We start from the raw sequence: 18,701 nt of genomic DNA on the forward strand, positions 1-18,701 counted from the left end.
TCGCCGCACAAGCGAGGGAGGAGTGAGGCCGTGTTGACGGAACGAACACAGGCGCTGCTGGCGGAGATCGAGCGCAAGATCGACGCCAGCCAGGCAGCGCTGGAGGCCGAGCGGGAACGCAGCAGGACGCTCGCATCGGAAAACCGCGCGCTCAAGGAGCGCCTGCTGGCGCTGGCCGAGCTCGATCCCCTGATCGCCGGCGGCCATGCCCACCCTGAAGATCCCGACGGTGGCACCCGGGTGCGTGGCCTGGGCAATCTGGCTTTCCGCCGCTCGCGGCCGCGGGAGGAGGGCGCCGACGAAGCCTCGCGGCGGGGGCCTTCGCCGCTGCAGCGTCTCACCTCGACGCCGCCCGCGTCAGCCGAGGTCTCCACTGATCCCGAGGCCCCGGCCGCGCCGGCCGCCTCCGTGGCGCGGGCAACGCCGGATTCCGGCGCCATTGATGCCCCGGAATCCGCCTCGGCGAGCGCTTCATCAGCGCCTTCGCTACCGCGGGCAAGTACCGATCCAGCCGAGGACGCGAATGGCGCAGGCGGCGCCGAGCCTACTGATACGGGCTCTGCCCAGAGCACGCTGGCATTCGGCGCCGAGCACGAGGCGCCCTCGCCGCATGCGCTGCTGGCCCAATGGTACAAGCGCTACCCCAAGGCGTTCTTCAAGGGGCATACCCGCCCGCTCAAGACCGGTATTCATCTCGATCTCTGCGCCTGCGAGCCCTGGCCCGAGAAGCTGGTGCGGCGAGCGCTGGCCTGCTATGTCCACCTGCCGCGCTATCTGAAATCGGTGCGCGAGGGCGCGCGCCGGGTCGATCTTCAGGGCGCCGACAGCGACGTGGTCAGTGCCGAAGAGGCCAAGCACGCCAAGCGCCAGCTGGAAGCGTTGCAGAAGAAGAAGCAGGTGAAGGAGACCCGCCAGCGCGCCGATAAGCTCGACCGCAAGATCGGCGAGCTGCTGGCCAAGCATGGCCGTCACGAAAGCTGAGACGGGATAGCGATCGGCCGTAGGCGCTGTGGCAAGAGCGCCACAGGTGTCGATCATGTCGGCCGTGTCACGCCAAACGAGATAACACTTTCGTCGTATTTTGCCTGGCCGATTCGGGCGCTATGGTGCGCCCGGCGTGAGGCGTCAGTCGCCGAGTGTCGCGTCCATGTCATTGAAATGACATCGCTCGACGCTAGCGTGATGACGTCTCTCAGCCGCCGATGATGGCGCAAAGTACGAGCGCCAGGGCCTTTGAGGGCCGCGCGGCGAGCAACGAAAACAGTGTTTTTTTCTTGTTGCGTTCGCCACACGTCCAGTATATGGTTTCTCGGCGAGCATTGGACAATAACAAGGCTTCAGAGTTCCGCAGCCGTCATTCGTTCGCGTGACGAAGCTGGTTGAAGGCACCGAAGCCGACTGCATCTGCAGACACGATCGAACAGTAAGCTAGTTAAGGAACCTATCGCGATGAAAAAGACGCTCTTAGCGACTGCTATTGCTGGTGCCCTGGGCGCCTCCGCTGCGGCTCAGGCGGCGACTGTCTACAACCAGGACGGCACGCAGCTCGACATCTACGGCAACATCCAGATCGCCTACAAGTCCATCGATACTGGGTCTGAGACCCAAGACGAGCTGTTCGACAACGGTTCTACCGTCGGCTTCTCCGGTCAGCACGTCATCAACCCGGGCCTGACCGGCTACTTCAAGGCCGAGTTCGAGCACAACGCCGACGAAGAGAAAATTCGTGGCGGCCTGAACAAGGGTGACCAGGCTTACCTGGGTCTGAAGGGTAACTTCGGTGATCTGCGTCTCGGCTCTTGGGATCCGCTGATCGACGACTGGATCCAGGATCCGATCTCCAACAACGAATACTTCGATGTTTCCGATTCCAACTCGGGCATCAACAAGGTTGGCTCCAACGACCGTGAAGGCGACAAACTGCAGTATATGTCTCCGGTCTGGGCTGGCCTGCAGTTTGCCGTCGGCACCCAGTACAAGGGCGACGGTGACGAAACCTCGTTCGGCGGCTACAGCTTCGATCCGGACAACGGTTCCGTGCGTAACAGCAATTACAGTGTCGATCGCGACAACGATGCCTCTTTCTATGGCGGTCTGAAGTACGCGGTTGGTGCTTTCTCCATCGCTGCTGTGTATGACAACCTCGGCATCTACGACGGTACCGTCAAGTCTGCCGGTCCGGACTCCGGTCTGGTTGCGGGTCAGCATTACGACGCCGGTGACCAGTACGGTGTGACCGCTCAGTACACTATCGATACCCTGCGCCTGGCTGCCAAGGTCGAGCGTTTCGACGGTGACGAGAAAGATACTGATGCCGACTTCTACGCGCTGGGCGCGCGTTGGGGCTACGGTTACGGCGATCTGTACGGCGCCTACCAGTACATCGATGCAGAGCAGAACTCCTACATCGTCGAAGGCGATGACGACTCTTTCAACGAAGTCGTTCTGGGCGCCACCTACAACCTGTCTCCGGCCATGTACACCTTCATCGAAGGCGCTATGTATGACCAGGACGCAGACGTGGGCAACGGCGTCGCTGTGGGTGCTGTCTACAGCTTCTAAGCGATACCCGACACGAGCGGCTCCGGCCGCTCGTTCGAACGAAGCCGGCCCTTGGGCCGGCTTTTTCGTATCTGTCTGTCAGCGAACTCGATTATTTTCTCTCGCCGGCCTGCGTAGCCGATGGCATCGATCTCGATGCCGCTGCTTGCCTGATACCACCGTTGTCGTCGTCCGTTTAAAGGGCGTTTTCTGAGCTGTTACGAGTTTTTCCGGCATTGTCGTGTATCAGATACGACGCCTTTTACCACGTCTTGCAGGACCGCTTTTCTTGTCGTCTTTTCGCGTCTATTTACATCGCCGGGTGAGTGTCAGCGCCAGGCTGATGGACGCGCGGCAGAGATCATCGAAGCCCATGTGATCATTGTGAATAGCGCTTACTGCCCCTGAAACCGCTTTGACACCGTGGTAGGGAACCTATCTCCACGGCCGATGCTCGCTGCATCTGAACAGCGCGTGGGGTAGGCAGAAATGAGGGCAGAAGTGGGTATGAATGAATCTTCAATCTCTACCCGAACGAGCGCACGAGCAGCACGCAGACCGGCCCGGCTCACTGCCGGGTGAGCCGCACCAGCCGGTGGCGCAGTTCCGGATCGAACAGCGTGCGGCTGCGCTTCTGCGCGCGCATCAGCGCCTCGTCGTAGTGCAGCCGATCCGCTTCCACCCGCAGCCAACCCTGCGCCTCGAGGGTTTCCAGCAGGGCCGAGAAGAGCCGCTTGTCGAAGAATTCCGGCGCGTTGAGCCCGGCCAGTAGCGTCAGCCGTTCGGCCAGCTGACGGCTGTGCTCCTCCAGCGTCTCGCGGGTCAGTTCACCACTCGGGTAGCGCAGCAGCGAGGCCAGTAGCAGGTAGGTACGTTCGAGCGTCGGCTGGATCGGCTGGCCGAGCAGGCGCAATTGCTCGCTGGCTTCCAGGTGGCCGGGCTGGCGGCGCCACTCGCCGCCACTCTGCTTGAGCAGCCCTTCGGCGCTCAAGGCATCCAGGGTGGCGGCCAGGTGCTGGCGATGATCCGCCACCTCGCGGGCGTTGAGCTCGCGGGCGATCAGCGGCCACGCCGGTGCCAGCAGGGTGTCGAGTTCATCGAGGCAGAATGCCACGTTGTTGCGGAAGGCGAAGGCCACCAGCCCGACATGCGTGAACAGGTGCAGCACGTTGTTGCGATACCAGGTGAGCAGCGTGGCCTGCTCGGGCGTGGCGCTGATCAGCTCGCCCAGCGCCTGGGGGCGGCGCTGGATGAAGCCGAGTGATTCCACCTGGTCGATCCAGGCGGCGGCGTCGCCCGCCGGCAGGCGGCAGTTCGGGCTGCCCGGCACACGCTGCTGCAGCCGCACCAGCAGTGCCACCTGATGCGCCAGCAGGTCGGATTCGATGGTGTGGTGCGGCGTCGCCAGCAGCGCCATCGCCACCAGCGAGACGGCATTGATCGTGGCGCCATCGTTGATGCGCTCGGAAAGCGCTCGACCCAGCTGTGGCACCGCTTGCTTGAGCCACTCGGGACGAGGCTGGCTGCGCTCCTCCCGCCAGGCGGGAGCAATGCCATCGAGAAAATCGGTCAGCGACAGCGGTTCGCCGACGTTGACCGCGACCCGGCCGTGGGGCTGGCGCAGATGGCGCAATACGTGCACCAGATCCAGCGGCGACTCCTTCTTCTTGCTACCGCCGCGCAGCTCGCGCAGATAGGCGTTGCTCTCGAGCACCTTCTCGTAGCCGATGTAGACCGGCACGAAGGCGACGTCACGGGTGGCGTCGCGCACGAACGAGCGCAGCGTCATCGCCAGCATGCCGGGGCGCGGGTCGAGCATGCGACCGGTGCGCGAGCGCCCGCCCTCGATGAAGTACTCGATCGGCTGGCCGCGGGCGATCAATCGGTGCAGGTACTCGTTGAATACCGCGGCGTAGAGCCGGTTGTCCTTGAAGCTGCGGCGCATGAAGAAGGCGCCGCCGCGGCGCAGCAGCGGTCCGATCAGCGGCATGTCGAGGTTGCGTCCGGCGGCGATGTGCGGGGGCATCAAGCCTTCGCGATAGAGCACGTAGGAGAGCAGCAGGTAATCGACGTGGCTACGATGGCAGGGCACATAGACCAGAGTGCGCTCGCCGGCGATCGCCTTGACCGCGTCGAGGCCATGAACGTCGACGCCATCATAGAGCCGGTTCCACAGCCGCTTGAGCAGCTCATACAGAAAGCGCAGCACCGGGTAGGACATGTTGGAAGCGATCTCGCGCGCATAGCGCTCGGCACGCTTGCGCTCCTTGAGCGTGTTGCTGCGATTGGCGGAAGCGGCTTCGTCGATCGCCTGCCGTACCGCAGGGCTGCCCACCACGCCGCGGACCAGGGTGCGGCGGTGGGAGATATCGGGGCCCAGCACTCTCGCACGCACGCGGCGAAAGTGGACTCGCAGCACGCGCGCCAGGGTGCGCTGGGTCAGCCGGGTCTGCGGATCGTCGAGCAGCGCTCGCAGGCGGATCGGTTCGCCCAGGTGGGCTTCCAGGTGGCGGCCGTTGACGAGCAGCGACAGCAGGCGGCGCAGGCGCCCGCTCCAGGCCCAGTCATCGGCGGCGAGCATCTTCCAGAAGCCGAAGTCCTTGCCCGGGGCGCGGCTCCAGAACACGCTCACCGGCACCAGCTGCACGTCCAGCGTGGGGTTCTGTTCGAGTACGGCGAGCAGCGGGCCCAGCGACTCTGTACCTTGGGTCTTGACGCCGCGCCAGGTGCGGCGCAGGCGCGGCAGCGGCAGGCAGGCCGGCAGCGTGAGCCCATTCAACTCGACCCGACGGCCGGCGTTGGGTAGCCCCAGCTTGCGGGTCAGTTGAGCCACTGCGAGCTCGTCGCTGAGCGCCGGATGCGGAATGACGTAGAGCGTGACCGGTTCGGGGTCGAGGGCTATCGGGTCGGGTTCGATCAGACGGAAGCCGAGCCAGCGGCGCACGCTGGCGCCCATCAAGCGATGCCACAGTCGCCCCGTGCCGCTGAATGACCGCATGCTTGAAGCCCTCGCAAATTCATGAGTATAGCGATATCCGCCGGCGCCGACGATGGCGCGCACGGTATCGCGGCAGCCTGCCATCGACAGCGGCGGGGCTGGCTCTTTTCTGGCGCGGCGAAACGTGCGTCAATCGGGGCCGATACGATCGGCGGAAAATGGCATGCGCGCAATATGGAAGGGCGGCAATCGCTTCGAGCTACTCCCGGAAGGCAAACGCTTTTGGCCGGCCATGCGAGCGGCGATCGAGGGCGCGCGCGAACAGCTGTGGATCGAACTCTATCTGATGGAGTCCGGGGCGCTGGCCGAACGCTTCGTGCAGACGCTGGAGGCCGCGGTAGCTCGCGGCGTGGCGGTGCGGATGATGCTCGACGGCGTCGGTAGCATGGGGCTGGCGCGGCGCGACCGCCAGCGCCTGCGCGCCGCCGGGGTCGAACTGCGTTTCTTCAACCCGCTCTCGGTCACTCGCCTGGGCGGCAACCTGATGCGCGACCACCGCAAGCTGGTGGTGGTCGACGGCGAGGTGGCCTTCACCGGCGGTTTCGGCATCGTCGACGAGTTCGTGGATGCCTGGTACGAGGTGGCGGTGCGCGTCGAGGGGCCGGTGGTCCACGACTGGATGCGCCTGTTCGCGCAGGTGTGGGACTCACCGCTGACCCGGGGCGGGCGTTCGCGGGCGAGGCTCTCGCCGCACCTGCCGCCGGCGCCGCAAGAGGTGGTGGGAGAGGGCGCCCGCGGGCGGGTGATCTCCGGGCGCGGCCATCGCTATCAGGCGATCCGGCTGTCGCTCCACGGGCGCATCTCCACCGCGCGCCAGCGGCTGTGGCTGTGCACGCCCTATTTCGTGCCCACCTTGAGCCTGCGCCGCCAGCTGGCCCAGGCCGCGCGGCGCGGCATCGACGTGCGTCTGCTGCTCGCCGGTGGGCATCACGACCATCCGGGTATCCGTTACGCCGGGCAGCGCTTCTACGGGCGCTTGCTCAAGGCCGGCGTGCAGATCTACGAGTTCCAGCCCAACTTCATCCACGCCAAGTTCTGTGTCGTCGACGACTGGGTCTCGCTGGGCTCGTGCAACTTCGACCACTGGAGCCTGCAGTGGAATCTCGAGGCCAATCAGGAGATCGAGGATAGCGCCTTTGCCGCCGAGGTCGCCCAGCTGTTCCAGCGCAACTTCGCCGCCAGTCAGCGGATCGACGCCGCCTCCTGGCGTCGCCGACCCTGGTGGCAGCGGGTGCGTGAATGGGCGTTCGGCACCCTCAACGCCTGGATGACGCGGCTCAAGTAGCGGCGCCTCAGCGCTTGCCGCCGCGCTGCCTGGCGCCGCCCTGGCGCGCACCGCCGCGGGACTTGCCTGTCTGTTTCCCACCCGACTTGCCCGGGCCGCGCTTGGGTGGCTCCGGCGGTACGCGAAAATGCAGGTAGAGATCGAGGGTCAGCTCTGGCAACTGGGCGGCCAGGGCGCTGAACTGCGCCTCGTCGGCGACCATCTCGGCCATGTCCGGCTCCTCCTCGAACAGCCCCGAGAGCGCCATGAAGGGCAGCAGCAGGGCGGCGACGTGGGATTCGTCCTGGGCGAACCAGGTCGCTTCATCGAGAAATACGGCCTGCATGAAGCCCGCGCACCAATCCTCGATGGCGGCGGCCATCTCACCGTCGTCGTCTAGCTCGCTGTCGAACGGCAGCTCGAGCCACTCGCCGCGCTCGAGAATATCGCCGGCCTGGCGTGTCAGGGTCTCCATCAGGGCGACCGCTTCGTCGCGTGCTTCCAGCTCGGCGAACGCGGGGGCCGTCTCGAACAGCTCCGCCAGCCACTGCGCCTGGGGCGGCGACTGGGGTGCCACGGCCAGGGCGACCAGAAAGCCGTGGGCGCTGACCACGTCGGGGGCTTCCTCGCCCAACTGCTCGGGGGCGAGGAGCTCGTCGAGCCTCGCCAGGCCGTTATCGTCCAGCGGCGGATGGCTGGCGATGGCGTCGTCGTGGTCGTCGGACATGAGGGCTCCTGGACTGAGGTGAAGAATCACGTTGCGGGGGCGCTGGACGCCTTCCGTCGTTGGCGGCATTCTACCACCGGCTTCCCGATCATCGCCTGCCCGCAGCGATCGACCCTAGCGACCGCCGTCATCGATACTCAGCCATGCCACGCGACCGCCCCATGACTTCGCCTTCACCGTCACCGCGCACGCCCGCACTCGCCCCTGCCGATCCGCACGCCCTGGCGCGGCTGGATCGCACTGCCCTGCAGCAGGCTCTGGTCGCGCGCGCCGAGCGCGCCTGGCAGCTGGCTCGGGAGGTCCACCCCGGGTTGCCGCGCCCGCGCATCTGGTTCGACCTGCGCGGCCGCAGCGCCGGGCAGGCGCACTATCAGCGCGGCGGGCTGCGCTTCAATGCCACCCTGCTCGACGAGAATCGGGCCGCCTTCATGGATGAGATCGTGCCCCACGAGATGGCCCACTGGCTGGTGTTCCATCTCGACGAGGGGCTTCGCGCTCGGCCCCATGGGCGTGAGTGGCAGCGCGTGATGCGTGGTCTCTACGGGTTGGCGCCGAGCGTCACCCACCGTTTCGACGTGGCCCGGGCCAGCCCCACGCCCTATCTCTATCGCTGCCGCTGTACACAGCCCCACCGTTTCAGTGCGCGGCGCCACGCTGGCGCCCAGCGCGGCACTCGCTACCGCTGCCGCCGCTGCCGCGGAGAGCTGGACTATCTCGGGTACGATACCGACCACCCAGCCGACTAGCCATGGCGCAAGGGGCGGGGCGACCGCCGCTGGCCGCGGCTGGCCCAGTGATCTAGGTTGAGACCAGACGAAGGTCTAATAGGGGGTGACCGTCGCCAGCGTTATATGCTGGCGGTCTTCGTAGCCGATCCGCTATCGCATTGAGCTGATTGAGCTTTCACCATGACAGCGGGGGTCGTGTGGGTCGCCGGAAGTCGGCGCGCCGGCTCTCGAATCCGAGTAAAAGTCTCGAATCCGAATAAAAGGGGAGATCGCCATGAGCGAGCAGCAGCGGGTCTATCCTGTCGACCAAGCGCTGGCAGACAAGGCCTGGTTCGATCGCGAGCGCTACGAGACACTCTATCGCCAGTCGGTCGAGGACCCCGAGGGGTTCTGGCGCGAGCAGGCCCAGGCGCTCGAGTGGAGCCGCTCGCCGACCCGCATCAAGAACACCTCCTTCGCCTCGGACAACGTCGATATTCGCTGGTTCGAGGATGGCGAACTCAACGTCGCCTACAACTGTCTCGACCGCCACCTGGAGACGCGTGGTGATCAGGCCGCGATCATCTGGGAAAGCGACGATCCCAACGAGCACAAGGTGATCACCTATCGCCAGCTGCATGCCCGGGTCTCGCAGCTGGCCAACGCGCTGAAGGCCATGGGCGTTGGCAAGGGCGATACCGTCACCCTCTATATGCCGATGGTGCCGGAGGCGGCGATGGCGATGCTCGCCTGCGCGCGCATTGGCGCGGTGCACTCGGTGGTGTTCGGCGGCTTCTCGCCGGATGCCCTGGCCGGACGTATCGTCGACTCCCAGTCACGCATCGTGATCACCGCCGACGAGTCGGTGCGCGGTGGCAAGCAGGTACCGCTGAAGGACAACGTCGACGCGGCGCTGACCCGCGACGGCACCGATGTGGTCGAGCATGTGCTGGTGGTCAAGCGCACCGGTGGCGAGATCGCCTGGCATGAAGGCCGCGACCGGTGGTTCCACGAGCAGGTCGACGCGCAGTCCGAGGAGTGCCCGGCGGAGACCATGAACGCCGAGGACCCGCTGTTCATCCTCTACACCTCCGGTTCCACCGGCACGCCGAAAGGGCTCAAGCACACCTCCGGTGGCTACCTGCTCTACGCTGCGTTGACCCACCGTGCCGTCTTCGACTACCACGATGGCGAGGTCTACTGGTGCGCCGCGGACGTGGGCTGGATCACCGGCCACAGCTATATCGTCTACGGGCCACTGGCCAACGGCGCCACCACGCTGATGTTCGAGGGCGTGCCGACCTACCCGAGTCACGGGCGGATCGGCCAGATCGTCGACAAGCACGAGGTCTCGATCCTCTATACCTCGCCCACCGCGATCCGCTCGCTGATGGCCCACGGCGAGCGCATCATGGACGACAGCCGGCGCGAGACCCTGCGCGTGCTGGGTACCGTCGGCGAGCCGATCAATCCCGAAGCGTGGGACTGGTTCTATCGCGTAGTGGGCAACTCGCGCTGCCCGATCGTCGATACTTGGTGGCAGACCGAGACCGGCGGGCACATGATCACGCCGCTGCCCGGCGCCACCGATCTCAAGCCGGGCTGTGCGACCAAGCCGTTTTTCGGCGTGCAGCCGGCACTGCTCGACAACGACGGCAACCGCCTCGAAGGGGCGACCGACGGCAACCTGGTGATTCTGGACTCCTGGCCGGGTCAGGCGCGCTCGATCTGGAACAATCACGAACGCTTCGTGCAGACCTACTTCTCGACCTACGAGGGCGTCTACTTCACCGGCGACGGCTGCCGTCGCGATGCCGACGGCGACTACTGGATCACCGGGCGGATCGACGATGTGCTCAACGTCTCCGGCCACCGCATGGGCACGGCCGAGATCGAATCCTCGCTGGTCGCCCATCCTGACGTGGCCGAGGCCGCGGTGGTGGGCTACCCCCACGATATCAAGGGGCAGGGCATCTACGTCTATGTGACGCTCAACGACGATGTCGAACCCAGCGATGAACTCAAGCAGACCCTCAAGCAGTGGGTACGCAAGGACATCGGGCCGATCGCCACGCCGGATGTGATCCAGTGGGCGCCGGGGCTGCCCAAGACGCGTTCGGGCAAGATCATGCGGCGTATCCTGCGCAAGATCGCGGCCAACGAGTGCGACGGTCTCGGCGATACCTCGACGCTGGCCGATCCCAGCGTGGTCGAGGATCTGATCGAGAATAGGCATATCAAGTCGTGAAAAGGTGTAGACACCGGGCTTACTCGATAAGCCCGGTTTCATCTGTATGACTAAATGAGTGGTTCGTGGCTATGTCGATGCCCATGCTTTTAATCCGAGCGTTGCGGATAAAGACGCGGCATCGTCATTATCCTGGGTTAAGTCGCTAGCGCGAGTCATCCCCCTTCTTTGTGACCGGGAGAGAGGCTTTTTACGCCCGGTTTTCAGCGTGCAGAAGCGCTCCTCAGCGCCGTCAGTCGGCGGTTTTTTAGCGCTTCGATTTGAGGCTTGGGAATCGACGATTGCATGGGGTAACATGCCATTAATCCAAAGTTGAACCACTTTGTCCGTTGACGAGCCACATGCCCCGAACTCGCTCGACGTTTCGACAGTCCCGGAGGAGATTCAATGGCTTTTGCCCAGAAATTCATCGTTGCCGATGACCACCCACTCTTCCGGGCGGCGCTCAATCAGGCGCTGCGCCAGGTATCGCCCCAGGCGGAAATCGTCGAAGCGGATACCATGGAAGCGACCACCGAGGTGGTGACGCGTCACCCGGATGCCGATCTCATCCTGCTCGATCTGCACATGCCGGGGGCGCACGGTTTTTCCGGGCTCATTCAACTGCGCGGTCAGATGCCGGATATCCCGGTCACCGTGGTCTCGGGCAGCGAAGAGCTCGACGTGGTGCGTCGCGCCATCGACTACGGCGCTTCCGGCTTCATTCCCAAGTCGGCCTCGCTCGACGCCATCGCCGAGGCGATCGGTGAAGTGCTCAAGGGGGAAGTGTGGCTGCCCGCCGAGATGGCCGATGCGATGGGCGAGGGCAACGAGGAAGACGCCCGCTTCGCCGAAGCGATCGCCTCGCTCACCCCGCAGCAGTTCCGCGTGCTCAACATGCTCACCGAGGGGCTGCTCAACAAGCAGATCGCCTACGAGCTGAACGTCTCCGAAGCCACCATCAAGGCCCACGTCACAGCCATTCTGCGCAAGCTCGGCGTACACTCCCGCACCCAGGCCGTGATCGCCGCGCAGAAGCTCGAGATCGACCCGCCCAAGGTGGCCGACAACTGAGTCAGGGAAAAATAAGTCAGGGAAAAATAAGTCAGGGAAAGTCAGGTCTCGGCACAACCTGGTCTATCGCACAACTAGGTCACGCCACCGGCTACGGTCCAGCCGAATCCCCGCGACGCCCGCACGTCTCGCCCACACTGCGTATACAGAGTGTGCGTGCCGTGCGGGCGTTCTGCGTTGGGTGGCTTCCTTCTCCACGACTCTTCCCCGCCTAATGCCCCTCAGCCGCATCGCCTAGCGGCTGCTCCGTCAGCCGGCCGCGCTCGGCCTCCTCCACCAGCCAGTCGTGGATCGCCCGGACGCGGCGGTCATCGAGGGCGCCCTGCTGATAGACCAGGCCGTAGCGCTTGCCGGTGGCGACCGAGCCGGCAAAGGGCGCGATCAGGCGTCCGCTCTCCAGCTCGTCGCCGATCAGCGTACGCCGGGCGATCGCCACGCCCATCCCGGAGATCGCCGCCTCCACCGTGAGCTGGTTGCGGTTGAAGGTATAGCCGCGGCGGACATTGACGTGCTCGCCGCCGATCGCCGCCAGATAGTGCTCCCATTCGGCATAGTCGTGGCTGCCGCGCCAGGCGGTGACATCGTGCAGCAGCGGGTAGTAGCCCAGCGCATCGGGGTGGGTCAGCGGCGGGCGCCGGCGCAGCAGCTGCGGCGAGCAGACCGCGAAGATGCGCTCGTCGATCAGCGGCGAGGTCTGCAGCCCGGGGTAGTGGCCATCGTTGAGATCGATCGCCAGGTCGAACCCGCCGTCGAGCAGCGACAGGTTGCTGTCCTCGGCGCTCAGGTGCAGCTCGATATCGGGAAAGCGCGCCTGCAGCCGCGGCAGCCGCGGCATCAGCCACTTGGCCAGGAACGAGGGCAGGCAGCGCAGACGCAGCACGCCGCTCATCACCCCGCCGCGCAGGCGGTCGATCTCCAGCCCCACCGCATCGTAGGCCTGGGACACCACCCCGGCCAGGCGCTCGCCCTCCTCGGTGAGCGCCAGCTGTCGCGGCAGGCGTCGAAACAGCCGGAATCCCAGGCGCTCTTCCAACTGCTTGATCTGCTGACTGACCGCACCGGTGGTCACGTGCAGCTCCTCCGCCGCACGGGTAAAGGAAAGATGCCTGGCGCTGACGGCGAAGACCTTCAGCCAGGCGTGGGTCTGAGCATTGAGTGACTGGGCCATGATTTAGCCTGACTAAAACCCTGGGCAGATATATTCGATTGAGACCGGTGTAACCGGCGAGCACACTGAAGTCAAACTACATCAAGCATCGGTTCTCGCAACGACGCTTTCTGATTCCAGTGCGACGCTCCCAGGGGAGACGACCATGACCTTCAGCGTGTTTGACCTGTTCAAGATCGGCATCGGGCCCTCCAGCTCACACACCGTGGGCCCGATGCAGGCCGCACACACCTTCGTCACCACGCTGCGCGAGCATGCGCTGCTGCAGCCGGTCAAACGTGTGCAGGTCACCCTCTATGGCTCGCTCAGCGCCACCGGCAAGGGCCACAACACCGACAGCGCGGTGCTCGGCGGGCTGATGGGCGAGCAGCCGGTGAGCGTCGATCCCGACGAGCTGGCGCTCAAGCTCGCTGCCGTCGAGCGCGATCATCGCCTGTCGCTGGCTGGCGTGCATGCCATCGACTTCGATCCCGCCCGCGACGTCGAGTGGTGCGACGAGATCCTCGACTACCACACCAACGCGCTGCGCCTGGTGGCCAGCGATCGTCGCGGCGCGACGATCTACGCCAACACCTACTACTCGGTCGGCGGTGGCTTCGTGGTCGACGAGGAGCAGGCCGAACACGGCGAGAGTGCCACCCGCGGCGTGCGCCTGCCGTTCCCGTTCCGCAATGCCGTGGAGCTGCTCGAGATCTGTCGCCGCGAAGAGCTCTCGATCAGCGACGTGATGCTCGCCAACGAGAGCGCCTGGCGCAGCGAGGCCGAGACCCGCGCCGGGCTGTGGCGTATCTGGGAAGCGATGAAGGCCTGCGTCGACAGCGGCCTGGATCAGCAGGGCGTGCTGCCGGGTGGTCTCAACGTGCGTCGGCGCGCGCCCAATCTGCACCGACGCCTGATGGCCCTGGACGACGACAAGGGGCTGATCGCCAGCACCTTCTCGGCGATGGACTGGGTCAACCTCTTCGCCCTGGCGGTCAACGAGGAGAACGCTGCCGGGCGGCGCATGGTCACCGCGCCCACCAATGGCGCGGCGGGCATCGTCCCGGCGGTGCTGCACTACTACATGAAGTTCCAGCCCGGGGCGTGCGAGAAGGATGTGGTGCGCTTTCTGCTGGCGGCCGCGGCGATCGGCATCCTGTGCAAGACCAATGCTTCGATCTCCGGCGCCGAGGTCGGCTGTCAGGGCGAGGTGGGGTCGGCTTGCGCGATGGCCGCGGCGGGGCTGGCCGAGCTGCTCGGCGGGACGCCGGCGCAGGTCGAGAACGCCGCCGAGATCGGCCTCGAGCACAATCTCGGGCTGACCTGCGACCCGATCGCCGGGCTGGTTCAGGTACCCTGCATCGAGCGCAATGCGATCGCCTCGGTCAAGGCGATCAACGCCGCCCAGATGGCGCTGCGCGGTGACGGCGAGCACTTCGTCTCGCTGGACAAGGTGATCCGTACCATGCGCGACACCGGTCGCGACATGCAGGACAAGTACAAGGAGACCTCGCGCGGCGGCCTGGCGGTCAACACCATCGAGTGCTGAGCGCCCGGACACTGCCCTTGGCCACGCTGACAGCGATGCCGGTGAAGGCGATATCAACGGTGATAAGGAAATTGAGCTAGAGCTGTGCCACTATCAAATCCCTGAATCCAGGAGTCCCTGCAGCGAGAGCGTCGGCGCGGCCACAGACCGTGCCTGGGGCTTCTCGGGGCAGTCTGGTGTGCGTCGCGCGATCGGTGATGATGACTCGCTGTCGTCACGCTGGATAGCGCGCGCACCCTGTTGCGGGTTAGACCACAAGGCCAAGGGAAATGAGCAAAGACAGCTGCATCATTCGTCACTTCAAGCACTACGGTGAAATTTCCGAGAACGACGAGGCGCTGCTGGCGGATCTGGAGAAGAGCCCGAGCGAGGTCAAGGCCGATCAGATCCTGTGGCAGGAGGGCGACAGCGCACGTGAGTTCTGCACCTTAAGCCGCGGCTGGGCCTACTCCTTCCGGCATATGGAGGATGGCTCGCGTCAGATCCTCGAGATATATCTGCCCGGCGACATCATCGGCCTGCGCGAGTTTGCCTTCAAGGATCGTCTGACCGGCGTCGCCATGCTCGAAGATGGCGTCATCTGCCACTTTCCGCACCGCCGCTTGATCAATGTCTTTCGCGAATCGCTGACCCTGTCGGCGATCTTCTTCGCCATCTCGTCGCACCAGCAGGCGCTGCTCACCGAGCGGCTGGTCAATCTGGCCCGTCGCAGCGCGCGTCAGCGCCTGGCCCATCTGATCTACGAGATGTTCGTGCGCCTGGAGCGCACCAATGCGCGCGACGGCAACAGTATCCGTCTACCGCTGTCGCAGCAGCATCTCGGCGACGCGCTGGGGCTTTCGTCGGTGCATGTCAGCCGGACTCTGACCACCTTCCGCGAGGAGGGGCTGATACTGCGCTCGCGCCAGCGCATCGAGCTGCCCGACCCGGCCGCGCTGGCACGCGAGGCGGAGTTCGGCGACGCCTATCTCAACGACGGCATCGATCACTTCTTCAACCACTGATCCCGACTGCGAGCTGGTGCCTGCCCTACAGGCGGTCGGCACCGGCCATCACGGCGCTGCCGTCCTGGCCGAGTCACGATCTACGCCACCATCTCCACCATCTCCACCATCTCCACCATCTCCAACACCACCTCCTCCATCACCGCTGGCCCAGCCGGCGATGGTCGCCGGTAGTCGCGCGACCAGGAAGTCGACCAGCAGTCGGATCTTCGATGACAGTTGGCGATGGCGCGGATAGACCGCCCACACGGCGGTGTCGGTGAACTGGTAGCGATCCAGCACCGAGATCAGCTCGCCGCGCCCCAGCGCCGGCTCGACGTAATAGTCCGGCAGCTGGGCCAGGCCGATACCGCGGCGCGCCGCGTCCAGCAGCGCCGGCCCCGAGTTGCCGCGCCAGTTGCCGGAAACGCGAATCTCGCGCTGCATACCGTCGACCTGGAACAGCCAGCTGTCGCGCGAGCCGCTCAGGCAGTTGTGGTGGGAAAGCTCCGACAGGCTGTGCGGGGTCGAGACGCGCTGGAAGTAGGCCGGGGAGCCGACCACGTATTCGCGCCGCTCGCACAGGCGCCGTGCCAGCAGGCTGGAGTCCTTGAGCACCCCCATGCGAATGGCGATATCGAAGCCCTCGTCGATCAGCGCCACGGCGCGATTGGTGAAGTGGAGCTGGACATCGAGCTGGGGATGGCGGCAGTGGAACTCGTTGACCAGTGGCGCGATGTAGCGCTCGCCGAAGGTGGTGGCGCAGCTGATCGCCAGACGCCCCTGGGGCAGCGGCTGCAGCGCATTGAGCGCATCCTCGGCTTCACGGAAGCCGTCGAGCAGCGAACGGCAGTGCTCGTAGTAGACCGCGCCGCCGTCGGTCAGACGGATCTGGCGCGTGGTGCGGTAGAGCAGCGGTGCGCCGAGGCTCTGCTCCAGCTGGCTGACCAGACGGCTGACGTGCGAGCTGGAGACCTTCAACGACTCCGCGGCACGGGTGAAGGTGCCCAGCCTGACCACGGCGACGAACGCCTCGATCCCCTCCCAGCGCGACATGACGACTCCTCGATTATTGCTGTGCAGCAATGATTATGTGCATTTCTTCAGATTTATTGCCAGCCGGCGAGCGTCTAGACTGCGTGCAAGCCTAATCAAAGATGATCGCCAGACCTCGCCTTGGCGAGGTGAGCGACTCGCCCCCCTCAAAGGAGACCAGAAGATGAAATCGCGTGCTGCCGTAGCCTGGGAAGCGGGCAAACCCCTCTCCCTCGAAGAGATCGACGTCCAGGACCCCAAGGCGGGTGAAGTGCTGGTACGCATGGTCGCCACCAGCGTTTGCCATACCGACGCCTACACGCTCTCGGGCAAGGATCCGGAAGGGCTGTTCCCCTCGGTGCTGGGCCACGAGGGTGCGGGTATCGTCGAAGCGGTGGGCGAAGGCGTGACCGGCCTGGTGCCCGGCGACCACGTCATCCCGCTCTATACCGCCGAATGCGGCAAGTGCAAGTTCTGCCTCTCGGGCAAGACCAACCTGTGCAGCTCGGTACGCGCCACCCAGGGCAAGGGCCTGATGCCCGACGGCACCTCGCGCTTCTCCCTCGACGGCAAGCCGATCCATCACTACATGGGCTGCTCGACCTTCTCCGAGTACACCGTGCTGCCCGAGGTATCGCTGGCCAAGGTCTCCAAGGAAGCGCCGCTGGACAAGATCTGCCTGCTTGGCTGCGGCGTCACCACCGGCATCGGTGCGGTGCTCAACACCGCCAAGGTCGAGCCGGGTGCCACGGTCGCGGTGTTCGGTCTGGGCGCGATCGGCCTGGCGGTGATCCAGGGCGCGCAGATGGCCAAGGCGTCGCGCATCATCGCCATCGACGTCAACCCGGACAAGTTCGAGCTGGCGCGCCAGTTCGGTGCCACCGAGTTCGTCAACCCGAAGGATTACAGCGATCCGATCCAGCAGGTGATCGTCGACCTGACCGATGGCGGCGTCGACTACTCCTTCGAGTGCATCGGTAACGTCAACGTGATGCGCTCGGCGCTGGAGTGCTGCCACAAGGGCTGGGGCGAATCGATCATCATCGGCGTCGCCGGGGCCGGCGAGGAGATCTCGACGCGTCCGTTCCAACTGGTGACCGGTCGGGTCTGGAAGGGCTCCGCCTTCGGTGGCGTCAAGGGCCGCAGCGAGCTGCCGGGCTATGTCCAGCGCTATATGGATGGCGAGATCAAGATCGACGAGTTCGTCACCCATGACATGGCTTTCGACCAGATCAACGAGGCGTTCGAGCTGCTGCATGCGGGCAAGAGCATCCGCACCGTGCTGCACTTTTAATACGCGCCCGAAGCTGCGCGCAAGGCTTTCGACACGGGCCCGAAACTGCCCGAGTGATACGCGCCCGAAGCTGCGCGCAAGGCGTTCGACACGCGCCTGAAGCCGCGCGAAAGGCTTGTGACACGGGCCCGGAACTGCCCGAGTGATACGCGCCCGGAATTGTCCGAGTGACACGCGACCAAGCCCAACCCACCGGCGGTGAAACCGCCGGTGCTGCCAGGAGAAAACCATGTCGATGAGCGAGCAGTTGGAGCTGGTCTCCGCCACCAAGAGCTTCGGTGGCTGGGTCAAGCGCTATAAGCACTACTCGCGGGCGCTGGATTGCGACATGATCTTCGCGATCTACCTCCCGCCGCAGGCCGAGGAGGGCCGGGTGCCGCTGATGTGGTGGCTCTCCGGGCTCACCTGCACCGATGAGAACTTCATGCAGAAGGCGGGGGCACAGAAGACCGCCGCCGAGCTGGGTATCGCCATCGTCTGCCCGGACACCAGCCCGCGTGGGCTCGACCTGCCCGGCGAGCACGACAGCTACGACTTCGGCTCCGGCGCCGGGTTCTATCTCAACGCCAAGCGCGAGCCGTGGTCACGCCACTATCGCATGTACGACTACGTCACCGAGGAGCTGCCCTCGGTGGTGCGGCTGCACTTCCCGGTCAATGGCCGCGAGTCGATCAGCGGCCACTCCATGGGCGGTCACGGCGCGCTGGTCCTGGCGCTGCGTCAGCCGGGGCGCTACGCCGCGGTGTCGGCGTTCGCGCCGATCGTCAACCCGACGCAGGTGCCCTGGGGCCAGAAGGCGTTCGAGCACTATCTCGGCGAGGATGTCGGCCTGCGCACCCAGTACGATGCCTGCGAACTGGTGGCCAAGGGGTCGTCGCGCCAGCCGCTGTTCATCGATCAGGGTGAAGCCGACAACTTCCTCGACGAGCAGCTCAAGCCGGAGCGCCTGGAAGCCGTGTGTGAAGAGCATGATCACCCGCTGACGCTGCGTCGTCATCCGGGATACGATCATAGCTACTTCTTCATCGCCAGCTTCATCGATGACCACCTGCGCTACCACGCCGAGCGGCTCCACGCCAAGCGCTGAGCGTATCGGCCAGCGCGCTGGCATCGACTCGCGGTATCGCGCGATAGCGGCCCTCCAGAGGGCCGCTT

Annotated in this window: 14 protein-coding genes; 10 read left to right on the top strand and 4 right to left on the bottom strand. The window is 65.3% G+C overall.

What is annotated here, in order from left to right; genetic code table 11:
- Positions 1-30: 30 nt before the first annotated feature.
- Both QO259_RS04105 and QO259_RS04110 read left to right on the top strand, forming a co-directional pair.
- Entirely contained in the window at positions 31-981 is a 951-nt protein-coding gene (locus QO259_RS04105; protein WP_285951906.1) for a ProQ/FINO family protein, read from the top strand.
- 468 nt (positions 982-1,449) lie between these two features.
- A complete protein-coding gene (locus QO259_RS04110; RefSeq protein ID WP_285951907.1) occupies positions 1,450-2,562 on the top strand; it encodes a porin in 1,113 nt (370 codons plus the stop codon).
- A 547-nt stretch (positions 2,563-3,109) separates the two neighbouring features.
- On the opposite strand, the gene plsB is transcribed toward QO259_RS04110, so the two are convergent.
- Complete coding sequence (gene plsB, locus QO259_RS04115) at positions 3,110-5,539, bottom strand: glycerol-3-phosphate 1-O-acyltransferase PlsB (RefSeq protein ID WP_285951908.1); 2,430 nt, start codon at positions 5,537-5,539, stop codon at positions 3,110-3,112.
- A 163-nt stretch (positions 5,540-5,702) separates the two neighbouring features.
- Between plsB and QO259_RS04120 the strand changes: the two genes are divergently transcribed.
- Positions 5,703-6,824, top strand: coding sequence for a phospholipase D-like domain-containing protein (locus QO259_RS04120; protein WP_285951909.1), 1,122 nt, complete (start codon positions 5,703-5,705; stop codon positions 6,822-6,824).
- A gap of 7 nt (positions 6,825-6,831) precedes the next feature.
- On the opposite strand, the gene QO259_RS04125 is transcribed toward QO259_RS04120, so the two are convergent.
- Complete coding sequence (locus QO259_RS04125; protein WP_285951910.1) at positions 6,832-7,530, bottom strand: YecA/YgfB family protein; 699 nt, start codon at positions 7,528-7,530, stop codon at positions 6,832-6,834.
- Positions 7,531-7,691: 161 nt separating this feature from the next.
- Between QO259_RS04125 and QO259_RS04130 the strand changes: the two genes are divergently transcribed.
- The 3 genes from QO259_RS04130 (at position 7,692) to QO259_RS04140 (ending at position 11,538) form a co-directional block, all read left to right on the top strand.
- The gene (locus tag QO259_RS04130; protein WP_285951911.1) at positions 7,692-8,276 is read left to right on the top strand and encodes a SprT family zinc-dependent metalloprotease; all 585 of its coding nucleotides are present in this window, start codon (positions 7,692-7,694) and stop codon (positions 8,274-8,276) included.
- A gap of 256 nt (positions 8,277-8,532) precedes the next feature.
- Positions 8,533-10,485 carry an acetate--CoA ligase gene (gene acs / locus QO259_RS04135; protein WP_285951912.1) on the top strand — a complete coding sequence of 651 codons (1,953 nt, stop codon included), beginning with the start codon at positions 8,533-8,535 and terminating at the stop codon, positions 10,483-10,485.
- Between the two features lie 387 nt (positions 10,486-10,872).
- Positions 10,873-11,538, top strand: a complete 666-nt coding sequence (locus tag QO259_RS04140; RefSeq protein WP_035474928.1) for a response regulator — start codon at positions 10,873-10,875, stop codon at positions 11,536-11,538.
- 211 nt (positions 11,539-11,749) lie between these two features.
- Here the strand turns inward: QO259_RS04140 and QO259_RS04145 are convergent, their stop codons facing one another.
- On the bottom strand, positions 11,750-12,706 hold the full coding sequence (locus QO259_RS04145; protein WP_285951913.1) for a LysR substrate-binding domain-containing protein: 957 nt from the start codon (positions 12,704-12,706) through the stop codon (positions 11,750-11,752).
- A 145-nt stretch (positions 12,707-12,851) separates the two neighbouring features.
- Here QO259_RS04145 and QO259_RS04150 point away from each other — a divergent pair, with 145 nt between their 5' ends.
- Both QO259_RS04150 and QO259_RS04155 read left to right on the top strand, forming a co-directional pair.
- Positions 12,852-14,234 carry an L-serine ammonia-lyase gene (locus tag QO259_RS04150; RefSeq protein WP_035474926.1) on the top strand — a complete coding sequence of 461 codons (1,383 nt, stop codon included), beginning with the start codon at positions 12,852-12,854 and terminating at the stop codon, positions 14,232-14,234.
- Positions 14,235-14,503: 269 nt separating this feature from the next.
- On the top strand, positions 14,504-15,238 hold the full coding sequence (locus QO259_RS04155) for a Crp/Fnr family transcriptional regulator (protein WP_285951914.1): 735 nt from the start codon (positions 14,504-14,506) through the stop codon (positions 15,236-15,238).
- Between the two features lie 48 nt (positions 15,239-15,286).
- Here QO259_RS04155 and QO259_RS04160 read toward each other — a convergent pair whose 3' ends face one another.
- Positions 15,287-16,273, bottom strand: coding sequence for a LysR substrate-binding domain-containing protein (locus QO259_RS04160; protein WP_285951915.1), 987 nt, complete (start codon positions 16,271-16,273; stop codon positions 15,287-15,289).
- 163 nt (positions 16,274-16,436) lie between these two features.
- Between QO259_RS04160 and QO259_RS04165 the strand changes: the two genes are divergently transcribed.
- Positions 16,437-17,546 (top strand): S-(hydroxymethyl)glutathione dehydrogenase/class III alcohol dehydrogenase, encoded by a 1,110-nt coding sequence (locus QO259_RS04165; protein ID WP_035474924.1) that lies wholly within the window; start codon positions 16,437-16,439, stop codon positions 17,544-17,546.
- 229 nt (positions 17,547-17,775) lie between these two features.
- Positions 17,776-18,633, top strand: a complete 858-nt coding sequence (gene fghA / locus QO259_RS04170; protein WP_106418334.1) for an S-formylglutathione hydrolase — start codon at positions 17,776-17,778, stop codon at positions 18,631-18,633.
- Positions 18,634-18,701: the final 68 nt, after the last annotated feature.

Origin of the sequence: Salinicola sp. JS01, assembly GCF_030284585.1 — a bacterium.
GTDB lineage: Bacteria > Pseudomonadota > Gammaproteobacteria > Pseudomonadales > Halomonadaceae > Salinicola.

Bases quoted from the DNA above. Each gene is read 5' to 3' on its own strand.
- QO259_RS04165 (WP_035474924.1), top strand. From the start codon at position 16,437: ATGAAATCGCGTGCTGCCGTAGCCTGGGAAGCGGGCAAACCCCTCTCC.
- fghA (WP_106418334.1), top strand. From the start codon at position 17,776: ATGTCGATGAGCGAGCAGTTGGAGCTGGTCTCCGCCACCAAGAGCTTC.
- acs (WP_285951912.1), top strand. From the start codon at position 8,533: ATGAGCGAGCAGCAGCGGGTCTATCCTGTCGACCAAGCGCTGGCAGAC.
- QO259_RS04120 (WP_285951909.1), top strand. From the start codon at position 5,703: ATGCGCGCAATATGGAAGGGCGGCAATCGCTTCGAGCTACTCCCGGAA.
- QO259_RS04155 (WP_285951914.1), top strand. From the start codon at position 14,504: ATGAGCAAAGACAGCTGCATCATTCGTCACTTCAAGCACTACGGTGAA.
- plsB (WP_285951908.1), bottom strand. From the start codon at position 5,539: ATGCGGTCATTCAGCGGCACGGGGCGACTGTGGCATCGCTTGATGGGC.
- QO259_RS04160 (WP_285951915.1), bottom strand. From the start codon at position 16,273: ATGTCGCGCTGGGAGGGGATCGAGGCGTTCGTCGCCGTGGTCAGGCTG.
- QO259_RS04145 (WP_285951913.1), bottom strand. From the start codon at position 12,706: ATGGCCCAGTCACTCAATGCTCAGACCCACGCCTGGCTGAAGGTCTTC.
- QO259_RS04130 (WP_285951911.1), top strand. From the start codon at position 7,692: ATGACTTCGCCTTCACCGTCACCGCGCACGCCCGCACTCGCCCCTGCC.
- QO259_RS04110 (WP_285951907.1), top strand. From the start codon at position 1,450: ATGAAAAAGACGCTCTTAGCGACTGCTATTGCTGGTGCCCTGGGCGCC.
- QO259_RS04125 (WP_285951910.1), bottom strand. From the start codon at position 7,530: ATGTCCGACGACCACGACGACGCCATCGCCAGCCATCCGCCGCTGGAC.
- QO259_RS04150 (WP_035474926.1), top strand. From the start codon at position 12,852: ATGACCTTCAGCGTGTTTGACCTGTTCAAGATCGGCATCGGGCCCTCC.
- QO259_RS04140 (WP_035474928.1), top strand. From the start codon at position 10,873: ATGGCTTTTGCCCAGAAATTCATCGTTGCCGATGACCACCCACTCTTC.